The 19,622-nt window shown below is 67.6% G+C and carries 14 protein-coding genes; 5 read left to right on the top strand and 9 right to left on the bottom strand.

What is annotated here, in order from left to right; genetic code table 11:
- Window positions 1–45 precede the first annotated feature (45 nt).
- The 3 genes from acnB to ACW7G5_RS09400 are packed head-to-tail and all read right to left on the bottom strand — an operon-like array spanning window position 46 to window position 3,371.
- Window positions 46–2,640, bottom strand: a complete 2,595-nt coding sequence (gene acnB, locus ACW7G5_RS09410; protein WP_457003870.1) for a bifunctional aconitate hydratase 2/2-methylisocitrate dehydratase — start codon at window positions 2,638–2,640, stop codon at window positions 46–48.
- A gap of 48 nt (window positions 2,641–2,688) precedes the next feature.
- Window positions 2,689–3,117 (bottom strand): type II toxin-antitoxin system VapC family toxin, encoded by a 429-nt coding sequence (locus ACW7G5_RS09405; RefSeq protein WP_457003868.1) that lies wholly within the window; start codon window positions 3,115–3,117, stop codon window positions 2,689–2,691.
- An 8-nt stretch (window positions 3,118–3,125) separates the two neighbouring features.
- Entirely contained in the window at window positions 3,126–3,371 is a 246-nt protein-coding gene (locus ACW7G5_RS09400; RefSeq protein ID WP_457003866.1) for an AbrB/MazE/SpoVT family DNA-binding domain-containing protein, read from the bottom strand.
- A 90-nt stretch (window positions 3,372–3,461) separates the two neighbouring features.
- Here ACW7G5_RS09400 and acnA point away from each other — a divergent pair, with 90 nt between their 5' ends.
- Window positions 3,462–6,305 (top strand): aconitate hydratase AcnA, encoded by a 2,844-nt coding sequence (gene acnA / locus ACW7G5_RS09395; RefSeq protein ID WP_457003864.1) that lies wholly within the window; start codon window positions 3,462–3,464, stop codon window positions 6,303–6,305.
- A gap of 284 nt (window positions 6,306–6,589) precedes the next feature.
- Here the strand turns inward: acnA and ACW7G5_RS09390 are convergent, their stop codons facing one another.
- Window positions 6,590–7,054, bottom strand: a complete 465-nt coding sequence (locus ACW7G5_RS09390; RefSeq protein ID WP_457003862.1) for a nuclear transport factor 2 family protein — start codon at window positions 7,052–7,054, stop codon at window positions 6,590–6,592.
- A 136-nt stretch (window positions 7,055–7,190) separates the two neighbouring features.
- Between ACW7G5_RS09390 and ACW7G5_RS09385 the strand changes: the two genes are divergently transcribed.
- Window positions 7,191–8,870: a long-chain fatty acid--CoA ligase gene (locus ACW7G5_RS09385; protein ID WP_457003860.1), complete on the top strand. Its 1,680-nt coding sequence runs from the start codon at window positions 7,191–7,193 to the stop codon at window positions 8,868–8,870.
- A gap of 180 nt (window positions 8,871–9,050) precedes the next feature.
- On the top strand, window positions 9,051–9,971 hold the full coding sequence (locus ACW7G5_RS09380; protein WP_457003858.1) for a crotonase/enoyl-CoA hydratase family protein: 921 nt from the start codon (window positions 9,051–9,053) through the stop codon (window positions 9,969–9,971).
- 16 nt (window positions 9,972–9,987) lie between these two features.
- On the opposite strand, the gene ACW7G5_RS09375 is transcribed toward ACW7G5_RS09380, so the two are convergent.
- The 5 genes from ACW7G5_RS09375 to ACW7G5_RS09355 all read right to left on the bottom strand — a co-directional run bounded on the left by ACW7G5_RS09375 (window position 9,988) and on the right by ACW7G5_RS09355 (window position 17,156).
- Complete coding sequence (locus ACW7G5_RS09375; protein WP_457003857.1) at window positions 9,988–12,126, bottom strand: ATP-binding protein; 2,139 nt, start codon at window positions 12,124–12,126, stop codon at window positions 9,988–9,990.
- 5 nt (window positions 12,127–12,131) lie between these two features.
- A complete protein-coding gene (locus tag ACW7G5_RS09370) occupies window positions 12,132–13,154 on the bottom strand; it encodes an HD domain-containing phosphohydrolase (RefSeq protein ID WP_457003995.1) in 1,023 nt (340 codons plus the stop codon).
- Window positions 13,155–13,359: 205 nt separating this feature from the next.
- Window positions 13,360–14,886, bottom strand: coding sequence for a lysine--tRNA ligase (gene lysS, locus ACW7G5_RS09365; protein WP_457003855.1), 1,527 nt, complete (start codon window positions 14,884–14,886; stop codon window positions 13,360–13,362).
- Between the two features lie 151 nt (window positions 14,887–15,037).
- A protein-coding gene (gene prfB, locus ACW7G5_RS09360; RefSeq protein ID WP_457003853.1) for a peptide chain release factor 2 occupies window positions 15,038–16,166 on the bottom strand; the annotation gives its coding sequence in 2 pieces (ribosomal slippage) (window positions 15,038–16,090 and window positions 16,092–16,166; 1,128 coding nt in all).
- A gap of 78 nt (window positions 16,167–16,244) precedes the next feature.
- The gene (locus ACW7G5_RS09355) at window positions 16,245–17,156 is read right to left on the bottom strand and encodes a LytTR family DNA-binding domain-containing protein (RefSeq protein WP_457003851.1); all 912 of its coding nucleotides are present in this window, start codon (window positions 17,154–17,156) and stop codon (window positions 16,245–16,247) included.
- Window positions 17,157–17,286: 130 nt separating this feature from the next.
- On the opposite strand from ACW7G5_RS09355, the gene ACW7G5_RS09350 reads away from it, so the two are divergent.
- Together ACW7G5_RS09350 and ACW7G5_RS09345 are read left to right on the top strand one after the other, a co-directional pair.
- Complete coding sequence (locus ACW7G5_RS09350; protein ID WP_457003849.1) at window positions 17,287–18,516, top strand: acyltransferase family protein; 1,230 nt, start codon at window positions 17,287–17,289, stop codon at window positions 18,514–18,516.
- An 18-nt stretch (window positions 18,517–18,534) separates the two neighbouring features.
- A complete protein-coding gene (locus ACW7G5_RS09345) occupies window positions 18,535–19,518 on the top strand; it encodes a phosphatase PAP2 family protein (RefSeq protein ID WP_457003847.1) in 984 nt (327 codons plus the stop codon).
- Window positions 19,519–19,622: the final 104 nt, after the last annotated feature.

Below are 19,622 nucleotides of genomic sequence, written 5' to 3'. Positions count from 1 at the left end.
GCCCGGCGATGCCGGGCGTCTCCTTGTCTGCGACGGCGGTCGGGATCAGGCCGCCGGCACCGCCTCCGCCACCTCGCGGTACTCCTCGATCTGGTCGAAGTTCATGTAGCGGTAGATCTCCGCGCCATGACCGTCGATCACGCCGACGTCGACCAGGTACTCCTCGCGCGTCGGGATGCGGCCCAGGCGCGAGCAGATCGCCGCCAGCTCCGCCGAACCCAGGTACACGTTCGCACCGCGACCCAGGCGGTTGGGGAAGTTCCGGGTCGAGGTCGACATCACCGATGCGCCCTCGCGCACCTGGGCCTGGTTGCCCATGCACAGCGAGCAGCCCGGCATTTCCATGCGCGCACCGGCGGCGCCGAAGGTGCCGTAGTGGCCTTCCTTGGTCAGTTCGCTGGCGTCCATCTTGGTCGGCGGTGCGACCCACAGGCGCGTGGGGATGTCGCGCTTGCCTTCCAGCAGCTTCGCCGCCGCGCGGAAGTGGCCGATGTTGGTCATGCACGAGCCGATGAACACCTCGTCGATCTTCGCGCCGGCCACGTCGGACAGGGTCTTGGCGTCGTCCGGATCGTTCGGGCAGCACACGATCGGCTCGACGATCTCGGCCAGGTCGATCTCGATCACCGCGGCGTACTCGGCGTCTGCGTCCGGCTCCATCAGCTGCGGGTCGGCCAGCCATTGCTCCATCTTGTCGATCCGGCGCTGGATCGTGCGCGCGTCGGCATAGCCCTCGGCGATCATCCACTTCAGCAGGGTGATGTTGCTGGTCAGGTACTCGATGATCGGCGCCTGGTCGAGGCGCACGGTGCAGCCGGCGGCGGAGCGCTCGGCCGAGGCGTCGGCGAGCTCGAAGGCCTGCTCGATCTTGAGCTCCGGCAGGCCCTCGATCTCGAGGATACGGCCGGAGAAGATGTTCTTCTTGCCCTGCTTGGCGACGGTCAGCAGGCCTGCCTTGATCGCGTACAGCGGAATCGCGTGCACCAGGTCGCGCAGGGTGACGCCGGGCTGCATCTTGCCCTTGAAGCGCACCAGCACCGACTCCGGCATGTCCAGCGGCATGACGCCGGTGGCCGCCGCGAAGGCGACGAGCCCCGATCCCGCCGGGAACGAGATGCCGATCGGGAAGCGGGTGTGCGAGTCACCGCCGGTGCCGACGGTATCGGGCAGCAGCATGCGGTTGAGCCAGCTGTGGATGATGCCGTCGCCCGGGCGCAGCGAGACGCCGCCGCGGGTGGAGATGAACTCCGGCAGCGTGTGGTGCGTCTTGACGTCCACCGGCTTCGGATAGGCCGCTGTGTGGCAGAAGGACTGCATCACCAGGTCGGACGAAAAGCCCAGGCAGGCCAGGTCCTTCAGTTCGTCGCGGGTCATCGGGCCGGTGGTGTCCTGCGAACCCACGGTGGTCATCTTCGGCTCGCAGTAGCTGCCCGGGCGCACGCCCTGCCCCTCCGGCAGGCCGCAGGCGCGACCGACCATTTTCTGCGCCAGGGTGAAACCCTTGCCCGTGTCGGCAGGCACCGCCGGCTGGCGGAACAGGTCGACGGCGGGCAGGCCCAGCGACTCGCGCGCCTTGCCGGTCAGGCCACGGCCGATGATCAACGGGATGCGGCCACCGGCGCGCACCTCGTCGAACAGCACCTCGCTCTTGACCTCGAATTCCGCGATCACTTCGCCATTTTTCAGCGCCTTGCCCTCGTACGGACGCAGCTCGACCACGTCGCCGTGCTCCATCTTCGACACGTCGAGTTCGATCGGCAGCGCGCCGGCGTCCTCCATCGTGTTGTAGAAGATCGGCGCGATCTTCGAGCCCAGGCAGACGCCGCCGAAGCGCTTGTTCGGGATGAAGGGGATGTCCTCGCCCGTCCACCACAGCACGCTGTTGGTGGCCGACTTGCGGCTGGAGCCGGTGCCGACCACGTCGCCGACGTAGGCGACCAGGTGGCCCTTGGCCTTGAGGTCGGCGATGGCCTGGATCGGGCCGCGCTTGCCGTCCTCTTCCGGCACGAAGGGCGCATCGGGACGCTTGTTCTTCAGCATCGCCAGCGCATGCATCGGGATGTCGGGGCGGGTGGTCGCGTCCGGCGCCGGCGACAGGTCGTCGGTATTGGTTTCACCCGGCACCTTGAACACGGTGATGGTCATGCTTTCCGCCACTTCGGGCTTCGAGGTGAACCATTCGGCGTCGGCCCAGCTCTGCAGCACGGCCTTCGCGTTGGTGTTGCCGGCCTTCGCCTTCTCCTCCACGTCGTGGAAGGCGTCGAACACCAGCAGCGTGTGCTTCAGGCCCTCGGCCGCGACCGCACCGAGATCGGCATCGTCCAGCAGCTCGACCAGCGGCGCGACGTTGTAGCCGCCAAGCATGGTGCCGAGCAGTTCCGTGGCGCGCTCGCGGCCGATCAAGGCGCTTTGCTCGGTGCCGAACGCGACGGCAGCGAGGTAGCTGGCCTTGACCTTGGCGGCATCGTCCACGCCCGCGGGCACGCGGTGGGTCAAGAGCTCGACCAGGAACTGCTCTTCACCGGCGGGCGGGTTCTTCAGCAGCTCGATGACGTCGGCGGTCTGCTGCGGCGAGAGCGGCAGCGGCGGGATGCCGAGCGCAGCGCGTTCGGCCACGTGATGGCGATAAGCTTCCAACATGGGGGGGTACTCCAGGAATGTCGCGGTGGAAATGAAGCGTGGATTCGATCACGGGGCCTTGGGAACGATGACCTTCAGGCCCTTGAAGTAGTCGCGGAAAAAACCTGCGTCGCGGGTGATCAGGCCGGTGCACTGCAGCAGTGCGTGGGCGCCGACGATGAAGTCCGGCACGGTGCGCGGCGAGGCCTGTCCTCCCTGCCCCGCGGCGCGGCGGCGCTGGTTGAAGCGGCGCTGCATCTCGCCGGCACGGATCGCCGAGCGGCGCTCGACGGGCACGTAGCGCATGCCCATTTCTTCAACCACGTCCATGATGTCGGTGCCGTGGCCGAGGCCGGCGGTGATCTCGCTGACCACCACGTCGCACAGCACCACCGGCCCCAGGGCGAGCGCGTCGCGCACGCACTGCTCGGCGGCGTCGGCCGTGCCTGCGTCGTCCCCCAGCAGGTCGATCAGGACAGAGGTGTCGATCGCGATCATCGGCGCGGTCAGGACTCGACCGGGTCGCCCGGCGCGCGCCCGCGCAGCTCGCGCATGACGTCGTCGGTGCTCACGCCCTCGGGCAGCTTGAAGCGGCCACGGGCGCGGGAGATCGCATCGTCCACGTTCTTGCGCAGGATGATGCGGCCGCCTTCCAACTCGACCTTGAGCAAGGTGCCCTTGGTCAGCCCCAGGGCGTCACGCACCGCCTTGGGCAGGGTGATCTGGCCGCGCTCGGCTACGGTGGCTTCCATGGGAACTCCTGCCCCGGGGCGGGGATGGCTGGAACGGTATGCGCGTAGTATACATACCCTGCAAGGCATACCCAAGGCCGCATACTTGGAATGCCGCAAACGCCCGCTTACACATTCATCCGTAGACTGGGGGCCTGCCAGTCCGCCAGCCATCCGCACAAAAGGAGCCCAGCCATGGCCGATTCCTTCTCCACCCGCGACCGCCTCGAAGTCAACGGCAAGTCCTACACCTACGCCAGCCTCGCCAAGCTCGGCCAGCAGTTCGACATTGCCCGCCTGCCCTACGCCATGAAAATCCTGCTGGAGAATCTGCTCCGCCATGAGGACGGCGGGGTCACGGTCGGCAAGGAGCACATCGAGGCGGTGGCGCGCTGGGACGCTACCGCCGAGCCGGACACCGAAATCGCCTTCATGCCCGCGCGCGTGGTGCTGCAGGACTTCACCGGGGTGCCCTGCGTGGTCGACCTCGCGGCCATGCGCGATGCCGTCGCGCGCCTGGGCGGCAGCCCGGACCAGATCAACCCGCTGATTCCTTCCGAACTGGTGATCGACCATTCGGTGCAGGTCGACGTGTTCGGCCGCCCGGATGCGCTGGATCTCAACGGCAAGATCGAATTCCAGCGCAACAGGGAGCGCTACGGCTTCCTGCGCTGGGGCCAGAACGCGTTCGGAAACTTCAAGGTGGTTCCGCCCAATACCGGCATCGTGCACCAGGTGAACCTGGAGAACCTCGCCCGCGTGGTGATGGAGCGCGAGCTGGAGGGCGAGACCTGGGCGTTCCCGGACACCGTGTTCGGCACCGACAGCCACACCACGATGATCAACGGCATCGGCGTACTCGGCTGGGGCGTGGGCGGCATCGAGGCCGAGGCGGCAATGCTGGGCCAGCCTTCGTCGATGCTGATCCCGCAGGTGGTGGGCTTCAAGCTCGGCGGCAAGCTCCCGGAAGGAGCCACCGCCACCGACCTGGTGCTCACCGTCACCCAGATGCTGCGCAAGCATGGCGTGGTCGGCAAGTTCGTCGAATTCTTTGGCGAAGGCCTGCAGCACCTGCCGCTGGCCGACCGCGCCACCATCGGCAACATGTCTCCCGAATATGGCGCCACCTGCGGCATCTTCCCGGTCGATGCCGAGGCCGTGCGCTACCTGCGCCTGTCCGGGCGCAGCGAAGAGCAGATCGCGCTGGTCGAGGCCTATGCGAAGGCGCAGGGCCTGTGGCATGAGCCCGGCCAGGCCGATGCGAGCTATTCGTCGGTGATGGAACTCGACATGGCGACGGTCAAGCCGTCGCTTGCCGGCCCCAAGCGCCCGCAGGACCGCGTGCTGCTCGAAGACATGAAGCGGAACTTCAACGACAACGTCGGCTCCATGACCGCCCAGCGCGAAAAGTCGCGCGACCTGCAGGTCAACCGCTTCGAGAAGGAAGGTGGCGGCCAGCCGCAGGCCGAGCGCCTGGCGGCCAAGCCGGTTTCCAGGATCTCCATCAACGACTGCGACCACGAGTTGAGCGATGGCTCGGTGGTGATCGCGGCCATCACTTCCTGTACCAACACGTCCAACCCGGCGGTGATGCTGGGCGCCGGCCTGCTGGCGCGCAACGCCGTGGCCAAGGGCCTGAAGGCCGCGCCCTGGGTGAAGACCTCGCTCGGCCCGGGCTCGCTGGTGGTCACCGACTACCTGAAGAAGGCCGGCGTCATGGACGACCTGGAGAAGCTCGGCTTCTACGTGGTCGGTTACGGCTGCACCACCTGCATCGGCAACTCCGGGCCGCTGCCGGAAGCGGTGTCCAAGGGCATTGCCGAGAACGACCTCGCCGCGGCCGCCGTGCTGTCGGGCAACCGCAACTTCGAGGGACGCATCCACGCCGAGGTGAAAATGAACTACCTCGCCTCGCCGCCGCTGGTCGTGGCCTACGCGATCGCCGGCACCGTCGACATCGACCTGACCACCGAAGCGCTGGGCCAGGACCGGGACGGCAACGACGTCTACCTGCGCGACATCTGGCCGAGCAACAAGGAAATCGGCGACATGATCGCCGCGACCGTGGGCCCCGAACTGTTCGCCAAGAACTACGCCGACGTGTTCAAGGGCGATGCGCGCTGGAACTCGATGGAATCGCCGGAAAGCGAGCTCTATCCCTGGGACGAGGCCTCGACCTACATCAAGAACCCGCCCTACTTCGACGGCATGACCATGGAGGTCGGCAACATCGACGACATCCATGGCGCGCGCGTGCTCGGCCTGTTCGGCGACTCGATCACCACCGACCACATCTCGCCGGCGGGCGCGATCAAGAAGGACTCGCCCGCGGGCCTGTTCCTGCAGTCGCGCGGCGTGCAGCCGGCCGACTTCAACAGCTACGGCTCGCGTCGCGGCAACGACGACGTCATGGTGCGTGGCACCTTCGCCAACATCCGCATCAAGAACCAGTTCTTCGGCGGCGAGGAAGGCGGCAACACGCTGTACTTCGGCAGCACCCCGCCGGAGAAGATGTCGATCTACGACGCGGCGATGAAGTACAAGGCCGACGGCACGCCGCTGATGGTGATCGCGGGCAAGGAATACGGCACCGGCTCGTCGCGCGACTGGGCGGCCAAGGGCACCAACCTGATGGGCGTGAAGGCGGTGATCGCCGAGAGCTTCGAGCGCATCCACCGCTCCAACCTGGTCGGCATGGGCGTGCTGCCGCTGCAGTTCGTCGAGGGCGAAGGGGCGGCGTCGCTGGGGCTGGATGGCACCGAGACCTATGCGGTGACCGGGCTGCAGGACGGCGCCGCAAAGCGTGCAACGGTGACCGCCACCGCAGCCGACGGCAGCAGTAAGGCGTTCCAGGCCGAGGTGATGCTGCTGACGCCCAAGGAGGTGGAATACTTCCGCAACGGCGGCTTGTTGCACTACGTGCTGCGGCAGCTGGCCGGGCAGCACTCCGCCTGACGCTCCTGTCGCCGCCCCTGCATGAGCGGTCGCAGGGGCGGTTGCAGGGGCGGTTGCAGGGGCGGTTGCAGGGGCGGTTGCAGGAACGGCCGCAGAAGCACCTGTAGGAGCAGCTATAGCTGCGACCCGGCCAGTCCGCACCACTTTGGCCAAGCCATCGCCCTGCACCTGTGGGAGCGGCTATAGCCGCGATCAATCTTGCGACAGTCCTGCGACCCCTTCGCGGCTATAGCCGCTCCTGCAAAGGCCGCTCCTACAAAAAAGCCGCTCCGACGGAAAAAGGATCAGCGCAGCGCCGGCGACCAGTCGGCGCTGGCCATCCGCCAGTCGCCGTCGACAAGGCGCCAGCCGGTGTCGACCTGCCAGGCGCGGGCGCTTTCCGGCAGCAAGCGCCCGCTGCCACCGCCGGAGAGCACGGCGCCAAAGCGCACCCGGGCATGGTTCTCCTGCAGCTCGACATCCAGCGGTCCGGGCAGGACGCCGACGTCGGCGTGGCGAAGGAAATGAAGCGCGGCCAGGCGCCGCGCGCCGTCGCGGTCCAGACCGCCGGGGCCGATGAAATCCTCCGCCAGGAACGACGCGACATCGCCCGCGTCGCGCGCTTCGATTGCCGCCTGCAGCCCCTTGAAAGCGTCCCGCAATGCCTGTTCCGGCGGCGGGCGCGTGCAGCCGATCGCGATCATGCAGAGCAGCACCAGCAGGGCACCGGCGCGCCAAACCGCAGTGTCCCCGCTTCCGTGACTGGGCATGCCGCATCCTCCGATCAATCCAGCGATTGCCAGCATAGCTGCACTGCGCCTTGCCGCGCTGCGGAAGCCTGTGCTCCAATCGAGACGATACGCCGAGGCATGGAGCATGCCGGCACAACAGCCCGAGGGGGAATGAATGAGCAGTACTGAACGGCCGTGGCTGGCGAACTATCCGGAAGGGATCCCGGCGGATATCGATGCCGACGAGTACCCGTCGATCCCCGCGCTGCTCCAGGAAGCGATCGACAAGTACCGCGACCAGCCCGCGTTCTCCAACATGGGCGTCTCGATCACCTACGGCGAGCTCGACACGCTCAGCAACCAGTTCGCTTCCTACCTGCTTGAGGTGCTGAAGCTGAAGAAGGGCGATCGCATCGCGATCATGATGCCCAACTGCCTGCAGTACCCGATCGCGACCTTTGGCGCGCTGCGCGCCGGGCTTGCGGTGGTGAACACCAACCCGATGTATACCGCGCGCGAACTCCGCCACCAGCTGGTGGACTCGGGCGCGCGGGCGATCCTGGTGCTGGACAACTTCGGCCACGTCGTGCAGAAGGTGCTCGCCGACAGCAAGGTCGAAACCGTCATCACCACCGGCCTGGGCGACATGCTCGGCTTCCCCAAGGGCGCGATCGTCAACTTCGTCGTCAAGCACGTGAAGAAGATGGTGCCCGACTATTCCATCCAGGGCACGACCCGCTTCCGCGACACGCTCAAGGCCGGCGCCAGGTACGGCACGCCCAAGGTCGACATCGACCGAGAGGACATCGCCTTCCTGCAGTACACCGGCGGCACCACGGGCGTCGCCAAGGGCGCGATGCTCACCCACCGCAACCTGGTGGCGAACATGCAGCAGGCTTCTGCTTGGGTCAGCAAGCAGGCCAAACCGGGCCAGGAAGTCATTGTCACCGCGCTGCCGCTTTACCACATCTTCGCGCTGACGGCGAACGGACTGGTGTTCACCAAGTTCGGCGCCAAGAACATCTTGATCACCAACCCGCGCGACATGCCGGGCTTCGTCAAGGAGCTCAAGCGCGAGCCGTTCACCGCGATCACCGGCGTCAACACCCTGTTCAATGGCCTGCTCAATACCCCCGGCTTCGAGGACGTGGACTTCTCGCAGCTGCGGCTGACCCTGGGCGGCGGCATGGCCGTGCAGCGCTCGGTGGCCGAGCGCTGGAAGAAGGCCACCGGCGTAACCCTGGTCGAGGCCTACGGACTCACCGAGACATCGCCCGCGGCCTGCATCAACCCGATGGACCTCGTCGAATACAACGGCGCCATCGGCCTGCCCATTCCATCCACAGACGCCTGCGTCAAGGACGAGGAAGGCCGCGTGCTGCCGGTCGGCGAAGTCGGCGAACTGTGCATCAAGGGACCGCAGGTGATGCGCGGCTACTGGCAGCGCCCGGAAGACACGGCGGCGGCGATCGATGCCGATGGCTGGCTGCATACCGGCGACATGGCGCGCATGGACGAAGGCGGCTTCTTCTACATCGTCGACCGCAAGAAGGACATGATCCTGGTCTCGGGCTTCAATGTGTATCCCAATGAGATCGAAGACGTGATCGCGATGATGCCCGGCGTGCTGGAAGTGGCCGCGGTCGGCGTTCCCGACGAGAAATCGGGCGAGGTGGTGAAGCTCGTGATCGTGAAGAAGGATCCGTCCCTGACCGCCGAACAGGTGAAGGCGCACGCGCGCAACGAACTCACCGGCTACAAGCAGCCGCGCATCATCGAGTTCCGTGACGAACTTCCGAAGACGAACGTCGGAAAAATCCTGCGCCGGGAGCTCCGCGACGAAACACCGGCCTGAAGTGTGACTTAGATCACAACTTCAACGGAACACCGTTCGCCCTGGACCCTGCTGCCCCCTCCCCGCTTGCCCAAGCGGGGGAAACAGCGCATAGATGCCTGCTAACGGGCATTCATCATCTTTCCTGGACTCCGCCGGCGGGCCCGGCCGGAGGCGTCCTGCACGTCAGGGGACCTCCACATGAACGTCGAAATGCTGCACGGCAATACCGCCACGGACCTGGCCACGATCCGCATCTCACACGACCCGTCCAACGCCTCGCATTGGTGCCATATGCACGCCACCGGGGCCTTCCGCGACGCGTCATACCGCCCCTGTTTCTCGCCCCGGCTGTTGCGCGAACTGCGCCTGTTCGCGCGCGAGGCCATCGAGGGCTGCCAGGCCGAGGCCGAGGCCGCAACCGGGTCCACCCCGTCGCTGTCGCATATCGTCATCGGTTCCGATGCGCACGTATTCAACCTTGGCGGCGACCTTGACCTGTTCGCGCGGCTGATCCGCGAGCGTGACCGCGACGGCCTGTTGCGCTATGCCACCGAATGCGTCGACAGCATCCACCTGCTGCACACCCGCCTGCACCCCAACGCGCACACCATCGCGCTGGTCGAAGGCGATGCGCTGGGCGGCGGTTTCGAACTCGCCCTCGCCTGCCAGACCATCGTTGCCGAACGCGGCGTGCAGATGGGCTTCCCCGAAGTGCTCTTCGGCCTGTTCCCCGGCATGGGCGCCTACTCGCTGCTCTCGCAACGCATCGGTCCAAGGCGCGCCGAGGCGATGATGCTGGACGGCGTGATGTACAGCAGCGAGCGGCTCCATGAAATGGGCATCGTCGACGTGCTGGTCGAGCCCGGCGAGGGCGTGCGCGGCGTCAACGAGGTCATCCGCCAGAACCGCCGCATCGCCGCTGCCAGGCTGGCCCTGCACCGCGTGCGCGATGCCATCGATCCCGTTTCCCACGAAGACCTGATGGAAGTCACCCGCATCTGGGTGGACACCGCGCTGCAGCTCGGCGACCGCCAACTGCGGATGATGGAGCGCCTGGTGCGCGCCCAGCTGCAGCGGCCCGAATCGCACGGCGCCGCGGCACGCGCCCACGGCCACTGACCGGGCCTGCGGCGCCTCAGGCGCTGTCCGGACCCGTCGCGGCGTCGCCGCGCACCAGGTCGCCGCGCGCGCGCAGCGCGGCCAGCGCCTGTTCCAGCTGTTGCCGGAGCAGGCGCACCATGCCCGGCCACTCGCGCGCGAGCTCGTCGCTGTGCATGCCCATGCCCTGCGTGGCACTGTCGGACAGGCGGACCGCGCCCATGTTGCCCGCCGCGCCCTTCAGCGCGTGGCAGGCGTCGCGGAACGCCTCCCATTGCGCGTCGGCGCCGGCGACCTCGAGCTCGGCTACGCACTTGCGCGCGTCCCTGGCGCACTCGCCCAGGAAGCGGTGCACGAATTCCTCGCCCAGGCCCATCTCGCGCAGTTCGTCGAGGATGTGCTGGGAGATCACGCTGCCATCGTCCTGCCCCGCGGCCGCTGGCTGGGCGTCCTGGGCCGCGATCGACGGCGCGGCGCCCTCGGCGATCGCGGCCAGGCGCTCGAGCAGGCGGTCGACCACCACCGGCTTGGTCATGAAGGCGTAGGCCCCGGCGCGTTCACATTCAGCCCGCGCCTCCGGCGTGGCATCGGCGGTGAGCACGATGAACGGCGTGCGCTTGCGGCCGGCTTCCATGAAGCGCACCTGCTTGAGCACTTCCACGCCGCTCTGGCCGGGCATGTGCAGGTCGATGATCACGGCGTCGAAGGCCTGCGCTTCGAGCGCGGACAACACGTCGTCGCCATCGTCGACCACCTGGGCGCGATGCCCGGCCTTTTCCAGCAGGCGACGCATCACCATGAGGTTGGCACCCTGGTCGTCGGCCACCAGCACGCGCAGCGGACGCACCCGGGCGCGGTGGCGCACGAAGGGGTCGCCGAAGGCGATGATGTTGCTGCCGTCGCCGACGGACGACTGCGTCGCCGCCGCAAACGGCAGTTCCACCCAGAAGTGCGACCCCCCGCCGGGCGTGCTTTCCACGCCGATGCTGCCGCCCAACTGCTCGACCAGTGCCTTGGCGATGGTCGTGCCCAGGCCGGAGCCTCCGAAACGGCGACCCAGGCCGCTGTCGATCTGTTCGAAGGCTTCGAAGATACGCCCGTGCGCGTCTTCCGCGATGCCGATACCGGTGTCCCGGACCGAAAAGCGCAGCCAGGTCGCGCTGTCATCGCGTGGCAGCCGCTCGACCTCGAGTGACACCCGCCCGTGGTCGGTGAACTTGATCGCGTTGGACACCAGGTTCACCAGCACATGGCGCAAATGGTTGCTGTCGCCATGCATCTGCGCCGGAACGCCCGCGGCCACCCGGGTCGCGAACAGCAGCCCCTTGGCCTGGGCTCCGGGCTCGAGCATCAGCTGGATGCCGCGGATCAGCTCGGTCAGCGAGAAGTCGGCATCGGTGCGCCTGAACTTGCCCGCCTCCATGCTGGACAGGTCGAGCACCTCGTCCACCAGCATCTGCAGCGAGCGCGCCGAGGTGCGGATGACCTCCGCGCTGTCACGCTGTTCGGCGCTCAGGGGCGTGGAAGAAAGCAGCTCCGACATGCCCAGGATGCCGTTGAGCGGCGTACGCAGCTCGTGGCTGATATTGGCCAGGAAGCGGCTCTTGGCGCGGTTGGCCGCTTCCGCGGCTTCGGTGGCCTGCACCAGCTTGCGCAGCAGCGAGCTGAGATACAGTGGTACCGCGGCCAGCCCCACCAGCAGCCCGCTGCCCAGCAACAGGTTCTGCTGCCAGTAGGGCGTGGTCAGGAGGGCCGCGCCAAAGGACACCGTCGCGAAACCGATCGCCAGGTACAGCCAGCGCGGACCATAGCGCAGGCCGTTGCCGACCGTGACCCACATGATCACCACGTACATCCAGGCCAGCAGGTCGCCCAGCAGGTACAGCCCGACGCCCATCAGGCTGTAGTCGGCGATCATGCCCAGCACCCGGCGCGGATACGACACCCCCGGGCGCGCCAGCAGCCATCCGAGGATCACGAAGCCGATCCCGAACTCCACTGCCAGAAGTTGCCGCGACAGGCTCAGCGCTTGCGCCACCCCGGGCTGATCACTGACCACCACCTGCAGGTAGGCCGCTACCAGCACCAGCATCGCCATGCGCACCAGCGCCTGGCCGTGTTCGGTATCGGCACGGCCGGACAGGCGCTGCCTGGCCCAGTGCAGGGCGGCGACCATCGCGCTCAGGCCTCCCCGGCCTCGGCTGCTGCAGCCTCGGCGGCGTAGCGGGCGCAGGTTTCTTCCACGCGCCCGCGGTTGGCCACCAGCGCATCGACGCAGCGCGGATCGAACAGTCGCCCGCTTTCGGACGTGATGTAGTCGAAGGTCTCGTCCATGCTCCAGGCGCGCTTGTAGGGGCGTTCGGACAGCAGGGCGTCGAAGACGTCGGCCACCGCGACCACGCGCGCCTCCAGCGGGATGGCTTCACCGACCAGCGCGTCGGGATAACCGCTGCCGTCATAGCGCTCCTGGTGGCGGAGTGCGATGCTGGCCCCCATCTGCACGAAACGGTTCTGGCTGCCCTGCAGCAGCTCGTGGCCGATCTCCGGGTGCCGGCGCATCACCACCAGTTCGTCCTCGGTGAGCGGGCCGGGCTTGAGCAGTACGGCGTCGGGGATCGCGATCTTGCCGATGTCGTGCAGGGGCGCGGCCAGCTCGATGGTCCGGACCTCGTCTTCGCCCAGGCCCAGGCCTTCGGCGACGATGCCCGCCACTGCGGCCAGGCGCGCGAGGTTGGCGCTGGTGCCCGAGTCGCGGTAGGCGATCGCACGTGCCAGGCGGGTCAGGGTCTCGCGCTCGCGTTCCTCGACCTCGTGCATGCTCGAAAGCAGCCGCTGCTCGAGCGAAAGCGCGCGCTGCTTGACCGACTCCGCCTGCTGGCGGAGCTGCAGCAGGTTGCGGCAGCGCGCCCGCAGCTCGCGCGGGCGCACCGGCTTGACCAGGAAATCGATCACGCCGGCATCGAGTGCCGCCTGCCGGATCGGCTCATCGCCGACCACGGTCACCAGCACGATCGGCACGTCGCGGTGCAGCAGCGGGCGGCGGAAGCGCCGTGCGAACTCCAGGCCGTCCATCACCGGCATGCGGTAGTCGAGCAGCAGCAGGTCGGGGCGGTTGTCCTCGCACCAGCGCAGGGCTTCCTGCGGGTCGCTGAAGTCCAGCACCTCCAGCTCGGGACTGATGTCCTCGAGGATGTGCCGCAGCATCGTGCGTGCCGAAGTCTGGTCGTCGACGATGACGATGTTCACGTGATTCCTGCCCCCAGCGCGGTCGGTCCCGGCATGGCACACGGATGCCGCCGGTAGTCGGGGCACGCATGGTCCGTGCCCGCCCCGGCCCCCCGTTCTGGAGGGCCAACGCCCGAGAATACGACAGATCCGGCACGGACCGGGCACTTGCTGCCCGTTCTGGTCACCCCTGCGCCGTGCCGCTGGGGCGCATATACGGGAAAAGCAGCACGTCGCGGATCGACGACGAACCGGTCAGCAGCATCACCAGGCGGTCGATGCCGACGCCCAGCCCGCCGGTGGGCGGCATGCCCACTTCGAGCGCGCGGATGTAGTCGGCGTCATAGTGCATGGCCTCGTCATCTCCGCCGGCCTTGGCTTCGACCTGGGCGCGGAAGCGCGCGGCCTGGTCCTCGGGATCGTTGAGCTCGGAGAAGCCATTGGCCAACTCCTTGCCGCCGATGAACAACTCGAAGCGGTCGGTGATGCCGGGATCCGAGTCGGACTCGCGCGCCAGCGGCGAGACCTCCACCGGGTAGTGGGTGATGAAGGTCGGCTGCACCAGCCCGTCTTCGACCGTCGCCTCGAAAATTTCCAGCAGCAGCTTGCCCCAGCCCCAGGACGGCTTGATCGACACCTTCAGGCGTTGGCAATGGGCGGCGAGCGCATCGCGGTCGCGGCAGTCGGCGGCGCTGATGTCCGGATTGAGCTCGCGCACCGCGTCTTCCATCTTCCAGCGGCGGAACGCTGGCGCCAGGTCGATGTCGTGGCCGTCCCAATCGAAGCGCGTGGTGCCGGTCGACTCCTGCGCCACGTCGCGGATCATGCCTTCGGTCAGGTCCATGACCTCGATATAGCTGGCATAGGCCTCGTACAGCTCGAGCATCGTGAACTCCGGGTTGTGCCGGGTGCTGACGCCCTCGTTGCGGAAGTTGCGGTTGATCTCGTACACGCGCTCGAAGCCGCCCACCACCAGCCGCTTGAGGTAGAGCTCCGGCGCCACGCGCAGGTAGAGCTCAAGGTCGAGGGCGTTGTGGTGGGTGGTGAACGGACGCGCGGTGGCACCGCCGGCGATGTAATGCATCATCGGCGTCTCCACTTCGAGGAAACGGCGCGCATCGAGCCAGCGGCGCATGGCCGCGATCACCTTCGAGCGCACCACGAACACCTCGCGCGCGTCGGGGTTCACGATCAGGTCGACGTAGCGCTGGCGGTAGCGCTGCTCGACGTCGGCCAGGCCATGCCACTTGTCCGGCAGCGGGCGCAGCGACTTGGTCAAGAGGCGCAGCGAGTCGACCTTGACCGAAAGCTCGCCGGTGCGGGTGCGGGTCAGCCCGCCCTCGGCGGCGATGATGTCGCCGACGTCCCAGGCCTTGAACGCGTCATAGGCGGCGCCCAGCGCGTTCGCCTGCAGGAACAGCTGGACGCCACCGCTGACGTCCTGCAGCTGCACGAACGCGGCCTTGCCCATCACCCGCTTGGCGAGCATGCGCCCGGCCACGGCCACGCGCCGCCCGGTTTCCTGCAGCGCCTCGGCGCTCCATGCCTCGGCGTCGGCGTACTCGTCCTGCAGGTCGCCGGCGTGGTCGGTGCGCCGGAAGTCGTTCGGGAACGCGATGCCCTGCCCGCGCAGCGTGGCCAGTTTGCCGCGACGCTCGGCGATGAGGCTGTTTTCGTCGGCGGCGGTCTGGGGCTGTACGGGGGTGGTCATGGCTGGTCTCGGGAAGCGGTATGGCGGGTGTGGCTGCAGGCGGCCCGCGATGCCTGCCAGGTCCTGATCGCGGCTGTAGCCGCTCGCGCAGGCGTTGGTGGCGCCGGAGGAACATCCGTGGGAGCAGCTATAGCTGCGATCGAATGGGCAATCAAACTGCGTCGGTGCGTTTCGACCCGGCTTCCAGCCCGGACTTCAGGCTGGCCTCGATGAACTCGTCAAGGTCGCCATCCAGCACGTTCTGGGTATCCGAACGCTCGATGCCGGTACGCAGGTCCTTGATGCGGCTCTGGTCGAGCACGTAGTTGCGGATCTGGCTGCCCCAGCCGATGTCGGACTTGGTGGCTTCCAGCGCGTCCTTCTCGACGTTGCGCTTCTGCACTTCGAGTTCGTACAGCTTGGCGGCCAGCATCTTCATCGCAGTGTCGCGGTTCTGGTGCTGGCTGCGCCCATTCTGGCAGGCGACGACGGTATTGGTCGGAATGTGGGTGATGCGCACCGCCGACTCGGTCTTGTTGACGTGCTGGCCGCCGGCACCCGAAGACCGGTACACGTCGGTACGCAGGTCGGCCGGGTTGATCTGGATGTCGATGTCGTCGTCGACTTCGGGCGATACGAACACCGATGTGAAGCTGGTATGGCGGCGGTTGTCGGAGTCGAACGGCGACTTCCGCACCAGTCGATGGACGCCGATTTCTGTCTTCAGCCAGCCATAGGCGTACTCGCCCTCGATGCGCACCGTGGCCGACTTGATGCCGGCGACGTCGCCGCCGCTGGCCTCCATGATCTCGGTCTTCCAGCCGCGGTCTTCCGCCCAGCGCAGGTACATGCGCAGCAGGATCTCGGCCCAGTCCTGGGCCTCGGTGCCGCCGGCGCCGGCCTGGATGTCGAGGAATGCGTTGGCCGTGTCCATCTGGCCGGAGAACATGCGCTGGAACTCGAGCTTCTCGACCTGGGTGCTGAGGCTTTCCACGTCGTCCTCGACGGCCTGCGCGGTGTCCGCGTCGTCCTCGGCATCGGCCAGGTCAAGCAGCTCGGCGGCGCCCACCAGGCCCTCGGTCAGGTCGCGGATGCCGTTGACGGTCTTGTCGAGCAGCGAGCGCTCGCGCCCCAGCGCCTGTGCGCGCTCGGGATCGTTCCAGATATCCGGGTTCTCGAGTTCGCGCTCTACTTCCTCGAGGCGTTCGCGCTTGGTGTCGTAGTCAAAGAAACCCCCTCAGCGCATCCAGCCGACCCTTCAGGTCGGCGATGCGCTGGCGGACGGGATTGAGCTCCATCATGTGCTGTGGATCCGCGTGGAAAGAGGCGGATTCTAGCAATTCCGGCGCTCCGCCGGGTCTGCCCGCGTCGGCCAGCGGCTACGCGGGCTGCTCGGCCATGCTTCGTGCGCGCAGTGCGTCGCGGTAACGGCGACTGCAGGGCAGATGGCTACCGTCGACAAGGTGGACGCGGGCGTCGCCGGTGTCCAAGGGCTCGATTGACCCGACCTGGTCGAGGTTGACGAGATAGCTGCGGTGGATGCGCACGAAGCGCGCAGGGTCCAGCCGCGCCTCGATACTGGCCAGTGTGCTGCGCAGCGGATAGGCGCGGCCGGCCACTTGGAGGTTGACGTAGTTGCCCGAAGCCTGCAGCCACTCGATGTCGTCGGCGGCGACCAGGAACTCACGCCCCAGCTTGCGCACCAGGAAGCGTTCTGGCCGCCCAGGGCGCTCGTCACGCGGGGCCGGGATGCCCGGGTCCGGCGGATCGAGCAGCCGCACCTCTCCCTGCAGCCGCCGCCACAACCAGCTGTAGCCGTGGGCGACAAACACGATCATGGCGAAGGTGCGTCCGTCCTTCAGGTACTCGTAGGGCAGCTCGACGTGCCAGTCGAAGCTGTACTGGTCCCCCATCAGCGCATACATGACAATGCGCAGCAGCACCATGCCGGCCACGTGCAGCAGCGACCAGGCCAGACTGGCAATGAGGTAAGCCGGCAGGCGCCTGGCCCAGGTGTCGGCGTGCAGCGGCCAGCGCTCGCACAGCCACAACAGCGGCGGCAGCAGAAGCAGCGACACCAGTGCGCTGCTGCCCTCCCAGGTCACCGGTTGCCAGGCTTCCATCACCCGGCCGTAGCGCTCGGCGTCGATCAGGGTCACGACGGTGTTTGCGGCGGCGCTGATGCCGAAGATCAGCGTCCAGATCACCAGCTCGAACGGACGCCGCCAGGACAGGTGCCGGCTCCAGAAGTCCTTTTCGCGTGTGGCGGCATTCCCGACGGGATCTTGCATGGACCGATTGTAGCGATTCGGCCCGCGGGCACGCCGCGGCTCATCACGCCATTCCGCGGTTCGTCCCCCAGCGACGTCACTCCGGCACTTCCAGCTGGCGCAGAGGTTCGAGAGGCGCTGGAATCACGCCATGACAACCTCGACCCTCATCCCACGACGCCACGATATCGACGCCCTGCGGGTGTTCGCGTTCGGCCTGCTGATCGCCTATCACGTGGGCATGGTCTACGTCGCCCAGTGGGGCTACCACGTCAAGAGCGTCCACCAGACCGAATGGCTGCAGTGGCCGATGATCGCGGTCAATCGCTGGCGGATGCCGTTGCTGTTCATGATCTCCGGCATCGCCCTGGGCCTGGCCATGGCCTCGCGTCCGGGCTGGCGGCTCGGACTGTCACGCAACTGGCGGCTGCTGCTGCCGCTGGGGTTCGGGATGCTGGTGATCGTGCCGGTACAGGCCTACTGCGAAGCGCTGGCCAATGGCGCGATCACGCCCGGATTCGGCGCCTTCATGCAGCGTTACCTGCAGCTGCGCCCCTGGCCCGAAGGCGGCTGGAGTGGTGCGGAGTACGGCGTGACCTGGAACCACCTGTGGTACCTGGCCTATGTCTGGAGCTACAGCATGCTGGCGCTGCTGCTGGCCCCGGTGCTGGAGTCCGCCCGGAGCCGGCGGCTGCGGGGGCTGTTGTTCCGATGCGACCGGGCGTGGTGGGTGCTGGCGCCAGCAGCGTGGCTGTTCGCCTGCCTGTGGTGGCTGATGCCGCGCTTTCCGGAAACCCACGCTTTTGCCGGCGACTGGTACGCGCACGCGAAGTACCTGTTCTTCTTCCTTGCCGGCTGGCTGGTGGCACACGAGGCGAGGTTCTGGGACGGCGTGCAGGCGATGCGCGGGCGGATGCTGGCGCTGGCGCTGTTGGCGATCACGATCGAGCTGTCGCTGCGCGCGGCCGGTCGCCATCTGCCTCCGGGGGATATTCCCGCCTGGGCGCTCCACGTGAACTGGGCAATGATCGAACGCATCGCCCGCGCCGTGTACTCGTGGACCGCGCTGCTGGCAATCTTCGGCTGGGCGCGTACCCTGCTCGACCGTCCTTTCCGCTGGCTGCCACGGGCCCGCGAGGCGGTGTATCCCTGGTACATCCTGCACCAGAGCCTGATCGTGCCACTCGCGTTCGCGCTCGGCTCGCTGTCGCTGGGACCTTGGCTGGAGCCGCTGCTGGTGGTCGCGGGTACGATCGCGGGCTGCCTGCTGCTGCACGAGGGCATCATCCGCAGGGGCGGGCCGCTGCGACCACTGTTCGGGCTGCCGGCCAGGACACGGCCGCGGCCCCCCGAAGCCACTTCCGCTGCAGCACGCCAATAACCATCGAGGATCGTCCGTATGTTCGAAGCCGAACCCATCCTCTGGTTGCAGCAATTCTCCGCTCCCTGGTTCGACGCACTCATGCACTTCATGAGCTGGGTTGGCGAAGCCTGGTTCTACGTGCCCGCGATCCTGGTGCTGCTGTTCGGCATCCGCCTGCGTCCGGGCATGGGCGTGCTGCTGGCACTGCTGTTGGTGGCTTTCGCGACCGAAGGGTTCAAGCAGGGTTTCGGGCTGCCACGGCCGAGCGAGGTCGATGCAAGAGTGCTGTACGAGGGCGAAGGCGGCCGACACCTGGTGGCGGACGGCGCAGCGGAGGGCTTCTGGGGCCTGCCTTCGGATGAGGCGATCTCTGCCAAGCGCGCCACCCATGATCCAGGCTTCGGATTCGTCAGCGGCCACACCAGCTCGGCGTTGGTGTTCGCGCTCGCGCTGGCTCTGTTCTTCCGCGCACGCGCGGCGTGGATCTGGGGGCTGGTGGTGGCTTGGCCGCTGCTGATGGGGCTGTCGCGGATGTACCTCGGGCGGCACTTCCTCGCCGACGTCCTGGGCGGCTTGGCGGTGGGCATGCTCGGAGCAGCGTTGGCATGGGCGTTGATGGGCAGGCTGCAAACACCCGGCGCGCGGGCCTGGCGCAGCTGGGCGATCGCATTGGCCGCGATGTGCGCGCTGGCGGCGGCCGCGTGGGCGGTGCCCTGGATCGATCCGGGCATGGCCGGCGAGATTGTCGGCACCCTGCTGTGCATCGGCGCGCTGATGCGGTTCGGCTGGCCCGATGACGCCACCGGGCTGGTTAAACGCGCAGGCCGCGTGGCCTGCGCGCTGGTGGTTGGCTATGGCGTGATCTGGCTGTTTGAAGCCGCCTATGAGGCGGGCGGCTGGCCGGAGCGGCACGCCGCAGCCTTCTTCTTCGCAGCGGCAGGCTTCGTGGCCATCCTGCTGGGCACTGTGTTGCTCGCCCGCTGGCTGGGCCTGTACCTGCCGTCGAGACCGTCTTCTTGACCGGGCCCGCACCGATGCTGCGCGCGCTGCGGCTTTACCGTCCCGCGCCGGCGGCCATCGCGGCGACAGGTCCGTCGGCCCGCTGATCCATGGCCGCCACGGCG

This window comes from Luteimonas sp. A501 (assembly GCF_054052085.1).
Note: the sequence above shows the minus strand (reverse complement) of the source record. Positions and strands in the feature narration are given on the sequence as shown.